Genomic DNA, 15,101 nt, shown 5'->3' with positions numbered 1-15,101 from the left:
AGATCAGGCGTCCAGCAGCCATGTGATCCCGCCGCGAAGATCGGCGTTTCCCACATTATGGATAATCGAAACAGAGGTGTCTGGGCGGCGCTCCAGCACGAGGTCATCATAATCGACAATCGCGGGATGTCCGACTTCCTTTGTCTCATGATGCGTGGCCGTAACGACCAGCACCATCGCTCCGGCGCTTTCTGCTGCAGCGATGCCAGCTACGGAATCCTCGACGACCAGACATCTTTCCGCCGTGGTTCCAAGCCTTTCAGCGCCAAGGCGAAAACAGTCGGGCGCCGGTTTGCCCCGCGCGACATCCTCGGCGGCGATCAGCAACGGCGGAGCGGGTAGGCCCGCTGCCTCAATCCGGCGCAAGGCCAGCGCCCGTGGCGCGGATGTCACGATTCCCCAGCGCGTTTCCGGCAGCGCCGCCAGAAACATGGCTGCGCCAGCAATCGCCTCAATGCCCTCGACATCGTCAATTTCAGCCTGTGTGATGGCTGCCGCTTCGGCCACCGGATCGACACCTGCGATTCCGGCCCGCCGGATCGTTTCGACCGACTGGACGCCGTGAATCGTTGGCAGGAAGGCCTCGACGTCGATGCCGTGCCGTTCGGCCCATGCGGCCCAGATACGTTCGGCGGTCTTGATGGAGTTCAGGATTGTCCCATCCATGTCGAGAAGGACGGCATCGATCGGCAGCGTTTGCATCGGGAGTGCGCCTCTCTTTGAAGCAGATTTCCTGTGAACGACCGTTATTACCATCATCCCAACGAAATGGACAATTGGAAATGAATAATGGACTATAGATTATATATCGTCTCGCTGTGCAGGCGTATCACGGGAGCATCCGAAAGCAAATGGAGGTTCCCATGCAAACGATCCTGATCACTGGCACATCCTCTGGCTACGGCCTGGAGACGGCGCGCCATTTCCTCGACAAGGGCTGGACTGTCATCGCAACGATGCGCCGCCTGACCCCCGGCCTTTTCCCTGCCTCACCCCGGCTGCGTCTTCTGCCACTCGACGTGACGAATGACGAGAGCATCGCCGCCGCCGTCGCGGCGGCCGGGCCGATCGACGTGCTGGTCAACAATGCCGGCATCGGCGTCGTCGGCGCGTTTGAGGCGACCCCCATGGCGCATGTCCGCAAGGTCTTTGCCACCAACACGTTTGGCGTCATGGCCATGTGCCAAGCGGTCATTCCGCAGATGCGCGAACGCCGCTCCGGTGTGATCGTCAATGTCACGTCGAGCGTGACGCTGGCCTCCATGCCGCTGGCGGCGGCCTATACCGCCAGCAAGCAGGCGATCGAGGGCTTTACCGGCTCGCTGGCGCATGAGCTTTGCTACTTCAATGTCCGCACCAAGCTGGTCGAGCCCGGCTATGCCCCGACGACACGCTTCGCGCAGAATACCGATGTGCGGATTGAGGATCTGATCCCGCCCGACTATGCCGGTTTCGCAACGCCGATCTTCGAGGCTTTCGCTCACCCCGCCATGACGACGAAGGAAGCGGAGGTCGCCGAGGCCGTATGGGATGCGGTCCACGATACGTCGGGTCGGCTTCAGTTTCCGGGCGGAGCCGACGCGGTTGCACTCTACGAAACCCGTCGTCGGTGAGCGCAAAAGCGTCCTGATCATCACAGAACACGTGGCATCGGCGTTCCTGCCGGCGCCGCCTGTTCTTCGATCGTCTTGATGGTCCGGGAGAACGCGAAGTTTTCTCCGCCTGATACCGCCGTTTCACACGTGGAGCGAGGGAGTTTCGCTCTTCATGCGCAGTTCGGCGCACAATCGCGCTGCTATCGCGTATTTTAGCGTGCAATCGGTGGAAAATGGCGCGCCGCACCGGGTGATGATGAGAACTATACTTGCGCCATAGCCCTCTTTTTAAGGGGCTCCATCCCTAGTGGTTCCGCCTCGTTTATGGGCAGTCGCCTGGGGAATCTCCAAGGTGACCGCCAGGCCACCACGGGCGGCTGTCGAAGCCGTGACCCGGCCACCATGCTGTTCGATTGCTTGTCTTGTGATGGCCAGACCAAGTCCGAAGCCGTTTAGCGCAGCCGCATCGGTTCCGCGCGAAAACGGCTGGAAGATTCTCTCGAGTTCGGACACCGGCACGCCCGGCCCTTCATCCGTGACCGTCACACGAAGCGTCCCGTCGACAATTTGGGAGCAAATCGAAACGCGGGAGTTGTCGAGGGAATATTTCAAGGCATTGCGGATAACGTTCTCGAAGGCGCGGTAGATCAGTTCCCCGTCGACCTCGGCGACGAAGGCCGCTGCGCCGTCATGGGACACGGCAATCCCACGCGCATGGGCCTCGAAGGCCGCGTCCTCGACGATCTCGTTCAGCAGATCCATCAGATCGAGCGTCTGTACGGCACGATCGCCCGAGCCGGCGGTCAGCCGCGCGAGCGTGAGGATCTCGCCCACCAGCCCGTCGATGCGCTCGATCTCGCGATCCATGCGATCCATCATCGCCTCAAGCTTTAACGGATTCTGCCGAAGCACGCCGATTGCCGCCTGAAGCCGGGATAGCGGCGAACGCAGCTCATGGGAGACGTCGTGGAACAATCGCTGCTGGACCTCATGGAGCTCCTGCAGGCGCGCGGCGCTGGCGTCGAAGTCATGGGCGAGCGCCGTCACCTCGTCCTTCCGGCCGTCCATTTTGTCGCCGATGCGGACGTCGAACCGGCCATGAGCGAGAGCGCTCAGGCCGTGTCGCAGGTGGGCGACGGGGCGAATGAGATAACGCGCGAGCCAGAATGCGGAGACCGCGCTTGCGATGAGGGCCGAGAGCCATGGCACCAGCTTCGGCCAGGTTTCCGCAACGATACCGGGTTCCGGAGTGGTGGATGTCACGCGGATGCATCTCTCATCGGCAACGACGCCGCGCATGGTCCTAACATCGATATCGGCGCAAGCGATCTGAGGACCGATCTCGGATATGGACAGTTCGACAGGCCGAGGCGCCGCCCTTGCGGCCCGCGCGAACGCCTGGGCGGCCTCTTCCCCTCTTGCTCGAGCAACCGTTCGGCCACGTCAAGGGTGAAGGCCCGCTGCTCGCGTGCGATGTCCTGGGATAGCGGTCCAACATCGAGCAGAGCACTGATTGCGAACAGCCCCGCGATCGATGCCGCCATCATCAACCAGGTGATGGTGAAGAACTTCCAGAACAGGCCGCGCATCATCGGTCCTGCAGGAGCTGATAGCCCTGTCCCCGCACCGATTGTATCCAGGACTGGCCGTCTTCCCTGGCGCCGAGCTTCTGGCGCACGCTGCTGAGATGAACGTCGATGCGCCGATCAAAAGGCGTCAGGGGCCGCCCGAAGGCATGCTTCGAGATCTCCTGCTTGGAGACGAGCTGGCCGGCATTGCGGGCGAGCACTTCGAGTAGGCTGAACTCGGTGCCTGTCAGTTCCAGATGCGCGCCGCCCCATTCCGCCGTCCTGTTTCCCGGATGCATGACGAGTTCGCCCACCCGCAGCACGTCTTGCGATGTTCCGGCACCGGAGGAGCCGACACGGCGCAGTATGGCCTTCAGCCGTGCCGCGAGCTCGCCGGGTGAGCAGGGCTTCGGCACATAATCGTCGGCGCCGAGATTGAGCCCGGCGATCCGGTCCGCGTCATCGCCCTTGGCCGTCAGCATCAGGACGGGCACCTGACTCAGTCGCCTGATCCGCTGCAGAACGTCAATGCCGTTCATGTGCGGCATCATGATGTCGAGGACGATGATATCGACGGCGCTCGATGCAGCTTGGGCGATCGCGGCGCGTCCGTCCTGCGCTGTCGCGACATCGAAACCCTCCTCGGAGAGGTATTCTTTCAGAAGCGTCGTGAGATCGACGTCGTCGTCGATGAGAAGGACCTTTGCCATCCTGGAAACCTACCGTTCGTTCAGAACACAGCCATACAAGACAAATGCCTGTCGGAAAGTGGATTTTACCTATCTTAACACTGACTTGACCCTACTTAACATTCGACCTGCTACGAACGTGAGAAAATCGTCGGCTGTCCGGGCAGGTCAATGAAAACTGCACTCGAAAAGAAACTATTGCCGTGCGTGTCAGTCGCACTCGGTCTGCTGCTCTCCGGCTGCGCCACATTCGCAGAGCTTCGGCCGGCGGACATTAAAATCGCGAATATCTGGCATGCAACCGTACCGCATGGCGGCAAGACATCCAGCCTTGTGTCGTGGTGGTCGACCTTCAACGACCCGTCGCTGACATCCCTCATCGGCTATGCGGAGGAAGAGAACCCCAGCCTTGCTTCCGCCGCCGCCGGCATCGACAAGGCGCGCGCGACGCTGGCTTCGGCGCGGGCAAGCCTGTTTCCGGGGCTGGACGGTTCGGCCTCCGTCAAGCGTTCCGGCACCGACGGCGATGCCTATAACCGCGTTGCCGCCTCGACGACGTCGAGCGGCGGCCTGGATGCGTCGTGGGAAATCGATCTGTTCGGCAAGGCGCGGCAAAAGAGCGAGGCGGCTCAGCTCCGGGTCCATGAACAGATCGCCAATTGGCACAAGGCGCGGGTCTCTCTCGCTGCCGAGGTGGCCGATTATTATGTCCAATACCGGGCCTGCCGGCAGATCGAGAACGCCTACAGGGTCGAACTCGCCTCGCAGCGGGAAACGATCCGGGCGACGGAGACCGCCGCCACCTCTGGCTTGACATCCACCGCCGACCTCGCCTTGGCACGGGCGAGTGCTGCCTCATCCTCCTCGACGCTGACGGCGCAACACGCTGAATGCGAGGTTCTGGTCAAATCGCTCGCCCAGGTCACCGGCGGTGACGAGGCAAGGGTCCGGCAGTTATTGGCCAAGGGCAAGGCGGACATTCCGACACCCAAGAACCTCAAGCTCGCGGCGGTGCCGGCCGACGTCCTGCGCCAGCGCCCGGATATCGGCGCGCTCGAACTGGAGCTTGCCGCGTCCATCGCCGATGTTGGTGCGGCGAAAGCCGATCTCTATCCGAGCCTGAGCCTTGGCGGCTCGGTGACGATCCGTAGCTCGACGCTGACAGGCGAAGCTATGCCGTGGTCCTTCGGTCCGGCATTGACGATACCGCTTCTCGACGGCGGGACGCGCCGCGCGGCCGTCAGGGGCGCGATTGCCGACTACGACACAGCGGTCGCCAACTACAAGTCCGGCGTGCTGAGCGCGATCGCCGAGGTGGAAACTGCGCTTGTGCGGGTCGACAGCACCCGTAGGCGCATCGGCGACGCCAGCAGCGCGGCCCGCAATTACCGGACCTACTTCAACTCGATCGACTCGAACTGGCGGGCGGGCGGCGTCAGCCTGCTCGACCGGGAAGAAGCCCGCCGCTCGGCGCAGTCGGCGGAGATCTCGCTCATCGAAATCCGGCGCGATGCGGTCCGCTACTGGATCGCGCTCTACAAGGCGCTCGGCGGAGGCTGGGACGCCGGCTCCGCTTCGCCGGTTCAGCGCCAGACAAAGATATAAGGACTTTACTGATGCAGCCTGCCCGTCTTCTGGTTGCCCTGTTCGCCGGGGCGAGCCTGGCTTTCGTAGCCCAGTCTTCCCATGCACAGCAGCAGGAGGAAGCCGCGGCCCTTACTGTGGCGGTCGTACAGCCGGCAGAACGCCAATGGGCGGAGACCGTGCCGGCGAGCGGCTGGCTAAAGCCGTGGCACGAGGCGATCATCGCATCGGAAATCAGCGGCCTTCGTATCACCGATGTTCTCGTCGATGTCGGCTCTGTGGTCTCGAAGGGGCAGCCGCTCGTCCGGCTTGCGGACGAGACGGTGCTTGCGGATCTGCGCAAGGAAGAGGCCGCGCTCGAAACAGCGAAAGCCGATCTTACCAAGGCAAAGGCAAATGCTGACCGGGCGCGCAAGGTGCAGGGCAGCGGCGCGCTTTCGGACGAGAAGGTCACCGAATACCTGATCGCCGAGCAAACCGCCGAGGCGAGTCTCAAGTCCGCGGATGCCGCGCTGGACAGCCAGAAGATCAAGATTGATCAGACCACGATCGCTGCGGTCGACGACGGGCTGATCACCTCCCGCTCCGCACAGCTCGGCGCGGTAGTCTCCTCCGGCACCGAGCTGTTCCGGCTTGTACGGCAGCAACGCGTCGAATGGCAGGCCGAGGTCTCGGCACGCTATCTTCCGCACATTACCCAGGGCCTTAACGCTGCAATTGCAGGCCCCGGCGACAGGCGCATCGAAGGAAAAGTCAGGCTGGTCGGACCGACCGTCAGCACCGATACAGGCCGCGCCATCGTCTATGTCACGCTGCCGCCCGAGGATCACCCTCCTGTCGGCATCTATGTCACCGGACAAATCGAGTTACAGTCGACAAGTGCCCTTACCGTACCGGAGACGGCGCTCGTGTTCCGCGACGGCATCAACTACGTCTTCACGGTCGATGCGGATCGCCGTGCCGCGCGGGTGCGGGTCGAGACCGGACGCCGGAATGCCGGCGAGGTGGAGATCTTGTCCGGCATCGATCGGTCCGCCTCGGTCGTGAAGTCCGGCGGCGCCTTCCTCTCGGACAATGCGCTGGTCAGGGTTGAAGGAGAAGCACAATGAACTTCTCCGCCTGGTCGATCCGCAATCCCGTCCCCGCCATTCTGCTGTTCGTTCTGCTGACGGTGGGCGGGCTGCTCGCCTTCGAGCGGCTCGCAGTGCAGAATTTTCCCGACATGGACCTGCCAACGATCAAGATCACCGCGACGCTGGAGGGTGCGGCCCCGTCGCAACTGGAGACCGAGGTCGCCCGCAAGATCGAAGACAATCTCGCCTCTCTCAGCCTTCTCGATCATATCACGACGACCATTACCGACGGGTCGGTGTCGATCAGTGTCTCCTTCAAACTGGAGAAGGACAGCGAAGAGGCCCTCAACGAGGTCCGCAACGCTGTGGGCAGCACCACCAATCTGCCTTCTGCCATGCAGTCGCCAAGCGTGACCAAGGTCAAGGTGCAAGGTTCTCCGCTGATCACCTATGCCGTCCGCTCGGCCCGGCTCAACGAGACCGAGCTCTCCTGGTTCGTCGACAACGACATGACCAAGGCGCTGCTTTCCGTCTCCGGTGTCGGCGAGGTCGGCCGCATAGGCGGCATAGACCGCGAGGTACATGTCGACCTCAACCCGCAAATCATGGGATCGCTGGGGCTAACGGCCGCAACGGTCTCGTCCCGCCTCAAATCCGTTCAGGCGGACAGTTCCGGCGGCCGTGGCGAGATCGGCGGCGGCAGGCAGTCGATCCGCACCCTCGGAGCAGTCGCGTCGATCGAGGAGCTTAAGGCCCTCACGATCCCGCTGCCGAGCGGCAAGCTGGTGCGCCTCGACGAGATCGGCATGGTGACGGACAGCTTCTCCGACCGCTCTTCGCTCGCCTATCTCGACGGGCAGCCGGTGATCGGTGTTCAGGTCAAGCGCTCGAACGGCGTTTCGGACACCGGCGTTGCGGCCGCCATCCAGGCGGCAATGCAGGACTTCACGGCCGCCAATCCGGACGTGGAGATCGTCGAGGCCTACAGCACGGTCGGGCCGATCATCGAGAACTACGACGGCTCGATGCACATGCTCTATGAGGGCGCGATCCTCGCCGTCGTGGTCGTCTGGCTGTTCCTGCGCGACTGGCGGGCGACCTTCCTGTCGGCGGTGGCTCTGCCCCTTTCGGTCATCCCGACCTTTCTCGCGATGTATTTCGCGGATTTCAGCCTGAATACCGTGACGCTGCTCGCGCTCTCCCTGGTGGTCGGCATCCTCGTCGACGACGCCATCGTGGAAGTGGAGAACATCGCCCGTCACCTCAACATGGGAAAATCGCCGATGGACGCGGCGCTGGAGGCCGCCGACGAGATCGGCCTTGCCGTCATCGCCACGACCTTCACGCTGGTCGCCGTGTTCCTGCCGACCGCCTTCATGAGCGGCATTCCCGGTCTCATCTTCCGCCAGTTCGGCGTAACGGCGGCAGTGGCGGTGCTTGCCTCGCTGCTGGTCGCGCGCCTACTGACGCCGATGATGGCCGCCTACATGATGAAAGCCCGTCCGTCCGAAGAGAAGGACGGCCTCATCATGCGCGCCTATATGGAGAGCATGAAAGCCTGCCTCAGCCATCGGAAGCTGACGGTGCTGGGCGTCTGCGTTTTTCTCGGCCTGTCCCTGTCGACAATCCCCTTTCTCAAATCGGGCTTTATGCCCGCTTCCGACGACGCACAGACGAAGGTCACGCTGACGCTGCAACCCGGCAGCACCATCGAACAGACGGATGCGGCGACGCGGCGTGCCGTGGACATCATCACGAAGCTTCCGCACGTAACCCGCGTTTTCTCGTCGGTTGGAAGTGCTTCCTCGGGCGGTGGCCTGGATGCCTCGACGACGAGCGACGTCGCCTCGGCAACCCTCGTCGTCAATCTGGCGTCGATCGGCGACCGCGACCGGAAACAATCCGAGATCGAGAACGACATCCGGCAGGCGCTCGCCGTGCTGCCGGGAGTACGGGTCGAACTCGGTTCGGGGGCAATGGAACAACGCTCGAGATCACGCTTGCCAGTGACGATTCCAATGCCCTCGACCAGGCAGGCAGCGCGCTGGAGGAACAGTTGCGCACTCTTAAGGGCATCGGCGCCGTTACCTCCAGTGCCTCACTCCAAGCCCCAGAGATCCAGATCGTGCCCGATTTTACGCGGGCGGCGGCACTCGGCGTCACGTCGGAAGCGATTTCCGAGGCGGTCCGCGTTGCGACCAATGGCGATTACTCATCTTCGATGGCAAAGCTCAACCTGCCGCAACGGCAAGTGTCGATCCGCGTGCGGCTCGATCCCGGGAACCGTGCGGCACTGGAGGACATCGCCAATCTCCGCATCGGTGGCACGAACGGTAATGTCGATCTCGGCTCCATCGCCGACATTCGCATCGGCGGCAGCCCGTCCAAGATCAACCGCATTGACCGCTCGCGCAACATCACCCTGTCGGTCGAGCTCAACGGCCGCATCCTCGGCGACGTCAACCGTGAAGCGCAGGCGTTGCCCGCGCTCAAGAACCTGCCGCACGGTGTGAGGCTTGTCGAACAGGGCGAACTGCAGCGCAGCTCGGAATTGTTCGAAAGTTTCGGCATCGCCATGGCGATCGGCGTGTTCTGCATCTATGCCGTGCTGGTCCTGCTCTTCCACGACTTCCTGCAGCCCCTGACCATCCTTATGGCGCTGCCGCTGTCGCTTGGCGGAGCCCTCCTGCCGCTCATTGTCACCGGCACGAGTTTCTCCATGCCGGCGGTAATCGGATTGCTCATGCTCATGGGCGTCGTGACGAAGAATTCAATCCTGCTGGTTGAATACGCCATCATGGCGCGGCGCGGCGGCATGACGCGATTTGATGCTCTCGTCGACGCCTGCCACAAACGGGCGCGACCCATCATCATGACCACGATCGCCATGGGGTGTGGCATGCTGCCCGTGGCCTTGAGCCTGACCGGCGGCGATGGGAGCTTCCGGCAGCCTATGGCGATCGTCGTGATCGGCGGGCTTCTGACCTCCACATTCCTTAGCCTCCTCGTCATTCCGGTCATTTTCACGTTTGTCGATGACTTCCTCGAACTCCTCAAACGGCCATTTCGTGGGAAACGGCAGGGAGAATCGGAATCGGCGCCTGCAAAGATTGTCTGAGATAACGTGGCGGGCGCGTCAGGCGCGTTCGCCACGAAGGCCTCGGAACATTATAGACAAAAGGCCCACCATGCTTCTCGGGATCAGCACCCATCGTCTCGATTAACTGCGGCGATTGGCGGAAAATTTCGTCGCCGGCGTAGCGGAAATGGGAAAATGGCGCACCCGAAGGGATTCTGAACCCCTGGCCTCTGCCTTCGGAGGGCAGCGCTCTATCCAGCTGAGCTACGGGTGCTGACCGGACGCTGGTTGGAACCAGCCGGTCCGGTTCTGATACAGGAATGAAACCGTCTCGGCAACGGCTTTTCTGTTCTCTCGCGTGGATAGAAAAGAGCATTCTGGTTATGGGCTGCGTTTCATCGGTGGCGTGAGTGATACAGGCTGCAAGGAGCTGCGTAGAGGCAGACGGGCAGGAATGGGCGACAACGCTGATCCCTCCCAGAGGAACAGATAGCGCCTGCCCGCTGCCGAGAGGCGGGCGCCCAGAACAAAGCCGTCATTGCCCATGCCCTGTCTTCCGGACCTTGATGCGTCAGCTGCCCGTCTTTTGCTGCTGCGCCTGCCTTTGCGAAAGCTCTCGCTGCCCTGCCGGAAGTGCCGGCCGGGCAGATTGACACGCTTGTGCCCGTGCTGGGTGATCAACTGTCGCCGAGCCTGTCCTCTCTTGCCGCGGCAGACCGGGCGCGGACCGTGGTGCTGATGGTAGAGGTGATGGGCGAGGCCAGCTATGTGGGGCACCATAAGCAGAAGATTGCCTTCATTTTTTCCGCCATGCGCCACTTTGCGCTTCGTCTGCGGCAGGCTGGCTGGCAGGTGGACTACGTCACTCTGGACAACCCGGACAATACGGGAAGCCTGGCGGGCGAGGTGGAGCGGGCGGCAGAGCGTTACAGATGCCGGCAAATTCTGGCCACGAAGCCCGGCGAATGGCGGGTCCTTGAGGATATGCGTGGCTGGGGCACATTGACCGGCTGCGGTCTGACCTTGCTGGATGACACCCGCTTCCTCTGCTCCCTTGATGAGTTTGCCGGATGGGCTGAAGGGCGCAAGCAGCTGCGCATGGAGTATTTCTACCGCGAGATGCGGCGCAAGACCGGCCTGCTGATGGAAGGAAGCGAGCCTGCGGGCGGGCGATGGAATTTTGATGCGGAGAACCGCAAGCCGGCGGAAGGCGGACTGTTCATGCCACGCCCGTGCCGGGCGGCCCCCGATGCCGTGACGCAAGAGGTGCTGGCGCTGGTGGGTACGCGCTTTGCGCAGAATTTCGGGCGGCTGGAGGGCTTTGCCTATGGCGTGACGGCGGAAGATGCGCAGGCGGCGCTGGAATGGTTTCTGCGCGAGGCGCTGCCTTGTTTCGGTGACTATCAGGACGCCATGCTCAAAGGCGAGACTTGGCTCTATCACTCGGTGCTTTCGCCCTATCTCAACACAGGGCTGCTGGACCCGCTGGAGGTTTGCCGCCGGGTGGAAGCGGAATGGCGGGCCGGGCGTGTGCCGCTCAATTCGGCCGAAGGCTATATCCGCCAGATCATTGGCTGGCGGGAATATGTGCGGGGCATCTACTGGCTGAAGATGCCGGGCTACACGCAGGAAAATGCGCTGGCTGCGGACCGGCCCCTGCCTGCCTTTTACTGGACGGGCGAAACGGACATGCGCTGCCTGAGTGAGGTCATCACTCAGACGCGCGACACAGCCTACGCGCACCATATCCAGCGGCTGATGGTGACCGGCAATTTCGCCATGCTTGCCGGCATCAATCCGCACGAAGTGCATGAGTGGTATCTGGCTGTCTATGTGGATGCCTTCGAGTGGGTGGAAGCACCCAACACCATCGGCATGAGCCAGTTTGCCGATGGCGGCCTACTCGGTTCCAAGCCCTATGCGGCTGGAGGCAATTACATCAACCGCATGTCGGATTATTGCGGCAGTTGCCGCTATGACGTGAAGCAGCGAACGGGGCGCGACGCCTGCCCGCTGAATGCGCTCTATTGGGATTTTCTGGTGCGCAATAGCGCCAAGCTGCGCGGCAACCCCCGCCTGGCTCAGGTTTTCCGCACATATGACAAGATGGGGGATGAGGCCAAACGGGATCTGCACAGGCAGGCTGACGCTTTCCTCAAGTCTCTGTAATTACGAAGAAAACTGGCACATGGAAAAAAGCCGCGCCCTTCGGAAGAAGGTGCGCGGCTGAAGTTTTGTGCACATGGCCCCATCGACCACGACGGCGAAATGTAACGATCACCTTTGATGCTGTCATTACTTAATGTCAGCTTGTTTCATGAATAATGCTCTGCTTTTGCGGCAGAAGAAAAAATGGACGGTTCGGCCGCCGCGTTGTCAGCAGTGCTTGCCTGCGCGAAGAGTGTCGCCGTGCGGGCCCACGACCTTGACGCGCGCCGTACCTCTGCCGGTAAAGCCCAGTTCGTTCGCCGCCTGACGGGTCACATCAATGACGCGGGAACGGATGAAGGGGCCGCGGTCATTGATCCGGACCCTCACTTGCTTGCCGTTATCCAGGTTGATCACCGTGACCACTGTGCCAAACGGCAGGGACCGGTGTGCCGCTGTCAGCATGTTCGGATTGGCGCGCTCGCCGCTGGCCGTCTTGCTGGTCAGGGCATACCACGATGCCATGCCGCATTGGCCGGATGTGGCGGCGGAAGCTGTCGCAGAGGCTGCCGCTGCCATGGAAAAAGCCAATGCTGCCAGAGACCTGGCGTATACCGCGCGCGAGGCGCCGGTCTTCACTTCATATTCGGGCTCTATTGTCTCATCCCCCGGTGATCTTCCTGCGGCGCCGTTCAGCACAAGGCTGAAACGGAATGGTAAATCCGCCAGGAGGGAGGCCCGTCTAAAGCCAGCCCTCACAGGATAGTCAGCAGTTCATCTGGAGCCAGACTTTCGATGACTCCGGAAATCGATGCGGCCTGATGCCTATACAATCGGGCCATATTGTGACGCTGCGTCTGATCGTGTTGTGGCAGGGCACGGCGTAAATCCTCGCCAGCGCGTTAACAGTTTGTTAAGTTCACAGGGAACGCCATTGGGAAAACCGCCTGCGTCCCGGTTGCCCGCAACGCGGTGGTGGTTCACTTCTGGAGATCGATTTGGGGGAGAGAGGATCAGGAGACTGATCCTTTTGTTGAGGGGTACGGTTTGACTGAAGAGACCTCGATTTCTCCGCAGATCCATGCAGATGTGAGGCCGCTGACGGAACTTGATCTCGCCTGCGCGGCGGGAACGTTGCTGCACAGCGTGCGCCATCCGGCTGCACTGCTGACCGCGCGGGGCAAGTTTCTGCTGGCCAATCAGGCCTTGCTGGAAGAGCTGGCCTGCAGCAGCGCGCTTCTGACAGGGCGCCCGCTTGAAGCTGTGATCAACGAACAGGCCCTGCGCCGCCTGAGGCCGCTGATCGAGATGGCGGCACGCGGCAAGCCAGCCATGGCCGAGGGCATGTTTGCCTTTGACGAGGGGCGCGGGGCGCCGATGCGGCTGACCTGCACCCCTTGCGCACCGCCGCTGTGCCGCGCCAGACGCAACTGCTGTTTCTGGAATTGCGGGAGCTTGCTTTCGTCGGTCCGGCCGAGCGGCGCATGCGCATTGCCCAGCAGGCGGCGCATCTGCTGGCGGGGCGGGTGCTGATGCTGGGGCGCAATGGCCGGGTGGCCGATGTGCTCCCGGTCGATGACCATGACCCGCAACTCGCCACGCTTCAGGATATGGATGAGACCGCCCTCACCGGCATGCATCTGGCAGAGCTTGCCGGCCATGAGATTTTCCGCCGTGCGCTGGCGCCGGCCTTTGATGCGGCGCTGGAGGGCGAGTGCACCCATGTCACCCTGCCATCCAGCCAGATGACGGGTGCTCTGGCACAGCTGTGTCAGCGCAAGGCCGGGTCATCAGGCGGGGCGGAAATGCTCAAGGACGTGGTGCTGACCTTTGCGCCCAGCCGTGACTGGGTCGGCCGCGCCGACGGTGTCATGCTGGTGCTGGGGACGGCTGCAGGAGCCGTTGCGGGCCGCGAACCGGAAGCGCGCACGCGCGAACTGGAGCGCCTTGCCATGGAAGACCCGTTAACGGGCCTTGCCAACAGGCGCGCCTTCCAGCAGGCGCTTGAGTCTGAACTGACGCGGGTCCGGGCGGGCGCATCTGCCGGTATAACGGTGCTGGTGGTGGATCTCGACCAGTTCAAGATCATCAATGACCGGGCCGGGCACATGGCGGGCGATGCCATGCTGGAGCGTATTGCCGCCCAGCTGCGGCAGATCGCGGGGAAACGGCGCTTGTGGCGCGGCTTGGCGGTGACGAGTTCGCCATCATTCGCTTCAGCGCTGACGAGGAGGGCGCCCATGGCTTTGCCAGCACCATCGCAGCCTCTCTGACCCAGCTCAACTTCCCGTGGGATGGCGCGGTCTACCGCACGGGTGGCAGCATCGGGTTTGCCGTTTTGGACCGGCAGTTTGCCCGCACGCTCAACGCTTCGGCAGCCGATGTTCTGCGCTGGGCCGATCAGGCCTGTGTCTCCAGCAAGGCGCTGGGCGGGGGCAAGGTGCAACAGTTCCGCTTTGATGAGCATCTTCTGGCCTCCTACAAGACCTCGCGCTCCAATCTGGAGCGGATCGAGCAAGCGCTGGCCACTGACCGGTTGCAGCTTTTCTCGCAGCCGGTGTGCTGCACGGCCACGGGCCGCACGGTGATGACCGAATTGCTATTGCGGGTGGATGACGAAGAGCTGGGGCTGCTGGAGCCGCAGGGCGTGCTTTCTGCCGCCGCAAGGCATGGCCTGCTGCCGCAGGTGGACCAGCGGGTGGTCGAACTGGCGCTGGCGCGGCTGCGCCGTGGAGGGCGGGCCGCAGCCGGGCAATTCTCCATCAATCTGTCGGAGCAGTCGCTGGGCGACAGCGCTTTCCTGGGCTTCCTCGATCGCGCGCTTGCTGGAAACCGGGCCATTGCCACACGGCTGGCCTTTGAGGTGTCAGAGCTGGCGGTCGCGCGCGAGACCGCAGGCATGACGCGGCTGGCCGGTATCCTCAAGGCCCATGGTGCAACGCTGATCCTGGACGAATTCGCCGGCAACTGGCCGAGAACCGCGCATCTGAAGGGCCTGGGCCTCAAGTGGCTGAAGATCGATGGCAGCATGACCGCCAGCCTGTTGAGTGACCGTGTGCAGCGGGTTCAGGTCAAGGGCATCGTACTGGTGGCCGCTTCACTTGGGGCAAGGGTCATCGCCGAAGCGGTGGAGAATGAGGACACTGCCGTTTGCCTGGCTGAGCTTGGTGTCTTCACCGCGCAGGGCTTTCATTTCGGCGCGCCGCAGCCCTGGACCAGCGCCGCCGACCTCCTGAAAAAGGCAGCGTGAAGCGCTCCCCGCAATGACACAGCGCAGAGACCGCAGACAGACCTGCCGCAGGAGCAGCTTGACAGCCCGGTTGCGCAAGGGCTCAATGAAGGCGGCTCAGGAATAATGCGTAGAG

9 protein-coding genes, 1 tRNA gene and 3 pseudogenes are annotated in these 15,101 nt (G+C 62.7%); 8 read left to right on the top strand and 5 right to left on the bottom strand.

All coding sequences use genetic code 11. The features are described from left to right. Positions 1-3 precede the first annotated feature (3 nt). Positions 4-702 carry an HAD-IA family hydrolase gene (locus ACQB61_RS18275; protein ID WP_430513772.1) on the bottom strand — a complete coding sequence of 233 codons (699 nt, stop codon included), beginning with the start codon at positions 700-702 and terminating at the stop codon, positions 4-6. 161 nt (positions 703-863) lie between these two features. On the opposite strand from ACQB61_RS18275, the gene ACQB61_RS18270 reads away from it, so the two are divergent. Then, on the top strand, positions 864-1,613 hold the full coding sequence (locus ACQB61_RS18270; protein WP_430513771.1) for an SDR family oxidoreductase: 750 nt from the start codon (positions 864-866) through the stop codon (positions 1,611-1,613). 270 nt (positions 1,614-1,883) lie between these two features. Here ACQB61_RS18270 and ACQB61_RS18265 read toward each other — a convergent pair. After that, positions 1,884-3,184 (bottom strand): annotated as a pseudogene (locus ACQB61_RS18265) (HAMP domain-containing sensor histidine kinase). After that, positions 3,184-3,873 (bottom strand): response regulator, encoded by a 690-nt coding sequence (locus ACQB61_RS18260; protein WP_430513770.1) that lies wholly within the window; start codon positions 3,871-3,873, stop codon positions 3,184-3,186. Before ACQB61_RS18260 ends, ACQB61_RS18265 begins: the two are co-directional and overlap by 1 nt. Positions 3,874-4,023: 150 nt before the next feature. Here ACQB61_RS18260 and ACQB61_RS18255 point away from each other — a divergent pair, with 150 nt between their 5' ends. The 3 genes and pseudogenes from ACQB61_RS18255 (at position 4,024) to ACQB61_RS18245 (ending at position 9,627) form a co-directional block, all read left to right on the top strand. Beyond that, positions 4,024-5,457, top strand: a complete 1,434-nt coding sequence (locus ACQB61_RS18255) for an efflux transporter outer membrane subunit (protein WP_430513769.1) — start codon at positions 4,024-4,026, stop codon at positions 5,455-5,457. 11 nt (positions 5,458-5,468) lie between these two features. Next, entirely contained in the window at positions 5,469-6,545 is a 1,077-nt protein-coding gene (locus ACQB61_RS18250) for an efflux RND transporter periplasmic adaptor subunit (RefSeq protein WP_430513768.1), read from the top strand. Continuing rightward, positions 6,542-9,627: pseudogene (locus tag ACQB61_RS18245) on the top strand (efflux RND transporter permease subunit). The gene ACQB61_RS18250 and the pseudogene ACQB61_RS18245 overlap by 4 nt, the downstream one beginning before the upstream one ends. A gap of 157 nt (positions 9,628-9,784) precedes the next feature. Here the strand turns inward: ACQB61_RS18245 and ACQB61_RS18240 are convergent. Next, positions 9,785-9,862, bottom strand: a tRNA-Arg gene (locus tag ACQB61_RS18240). Between the two features lie 392 nt (positions 9,863-10,254). On the opposite strand from ACQB61_RS18240, the gene ACQB61_RS18235 reads away from it, so the two are divergent. Further along, positions 10,255-11,757 carry a cryptochrome/photolyase family protein gene (locus tag ACQB61_RS18235; protein WP_430513767.1) on the top strand — a complete coding sequence of 501 codons (1,503 nt, stop codon included), beginning with the start codon at positions 10,255-10,257 and terminating at the stop codon, positions 11,755-11,757. A 207-nt stretch (positions 11,758-11,964) separates the two neighbouring features. Here ACQB61_RS18235 and ACQB61_RS18230 read toward each other — a convergent pair whose 3' ends face one another. After that, entirely contained in the window at positions 11,965-12,315 is a 351-nt protein-coding gene (locus ACQB61_RS18230) for a septal ring lytic transglycosylase RlpA family protein (protein WP_430513766.1), read from the bottom strand. A gap of 468 nt (positions 12,316-12,783) precedes the next feature. Between ACQB61_RS18230 and ACQB61_RS18225 the strand changes: the two genes are divergently transcribed. The 3 genes and pseudogenes from ACQB61_RS18225 to ACQB61_RS18215 all read left to right on the top strand — a co-directional run bounded on the left by ACQB61_RS18225 (position 12,784) and on the right by ACQB61_RS18215 (position 14,986). Continuing rightward, complete coding sequence (locus ACQB61_RS18225) at positions 12,784-13,269, top strand: hypothetical protein (protein ID WP_430513765.1); 486 nt, start codon at positions 12,784-12,786, stop codon at positions 13,267-13,269. Further along, positions 13,221-14,107 (top strand): annotated as a pseudogene (locus ACQB61_RS18220) (GGDEF domain-containing protein); the annotation flags it as partial. The gene ACQB61_RS18225 and the pseudogene ACQB61_RS18220, both read left to right, overlap by 49 nt. Positions 14,108-14,176: 69 nt before the next feature. Beyond that, positions 14,177-14,986, top strand: coding sequence for an EAL domain-containing protein (locus ACQB61_RS18215; RefSeq protein ID WP_430514413.1), 810 nt, complete (start codon positions 14,177-14,179; stop codon positions 14,984-14,986). Positions 14,987-15,101: the final 115 nt, after the last annotated feature.

This window comes from Pannonibacter phragmitetus, assembly GCF_050510895.1.
Taxonomy (GTDB): Bacteria; Pseudomonadota; Alphaproteobacteria; order Rhizobiales; family Stappiaceae; genus Pannonibacter; species Pannonibacter phragmitetus_B.
This window is presented reverse-complemented; position numbering and strand designations above follow the sequence as displayed.

Coding starts and splice junctions, on each gene's coding strand:
- ACQB61_RS18275 (WP_430513772.1), bottom strand. CDS start 702: ATGCAAACGCTGCCGATCGATGCCGTCCTTCTCGACATGGATGGGACA.
- ACQB61_RS18270 (WP_430513771.1), top strand. CDS start 864: ATGCAAACGATCCTGATCACTGGCACATCCTCTGGCTACGGCCTGGAG.
- ACQB61_RS18260 (WP_430513770.1), bottom strand. CDS start 3,873: ATGGCAAAGGTCCTTCTCATCGACGACGACGTCGATCTCACGACGCTT.
- ACQB61_RS18255 (WP_430513769.1), top strand. CDS start 4,024: ATGAAAACTGCACTCGAAAAGAAACTATTGCCGTGCGTGTCAGTCGCA.
- ACQB61_RS18250 (WP_430513768.1), top strand. CDS start 5,469: ATGCAGCCTGCCCGTCTTCTGGTTGCCCTGTTCGCCGGGGCGAGCCTG.
- ACQB61_RS18230 (WP_430513766.1), bottom strand. CDS start 12,315: ATGGCAGCGGCAGCCTCTGCGACAGCTTCCGCCGCCACATCCGGCCAA.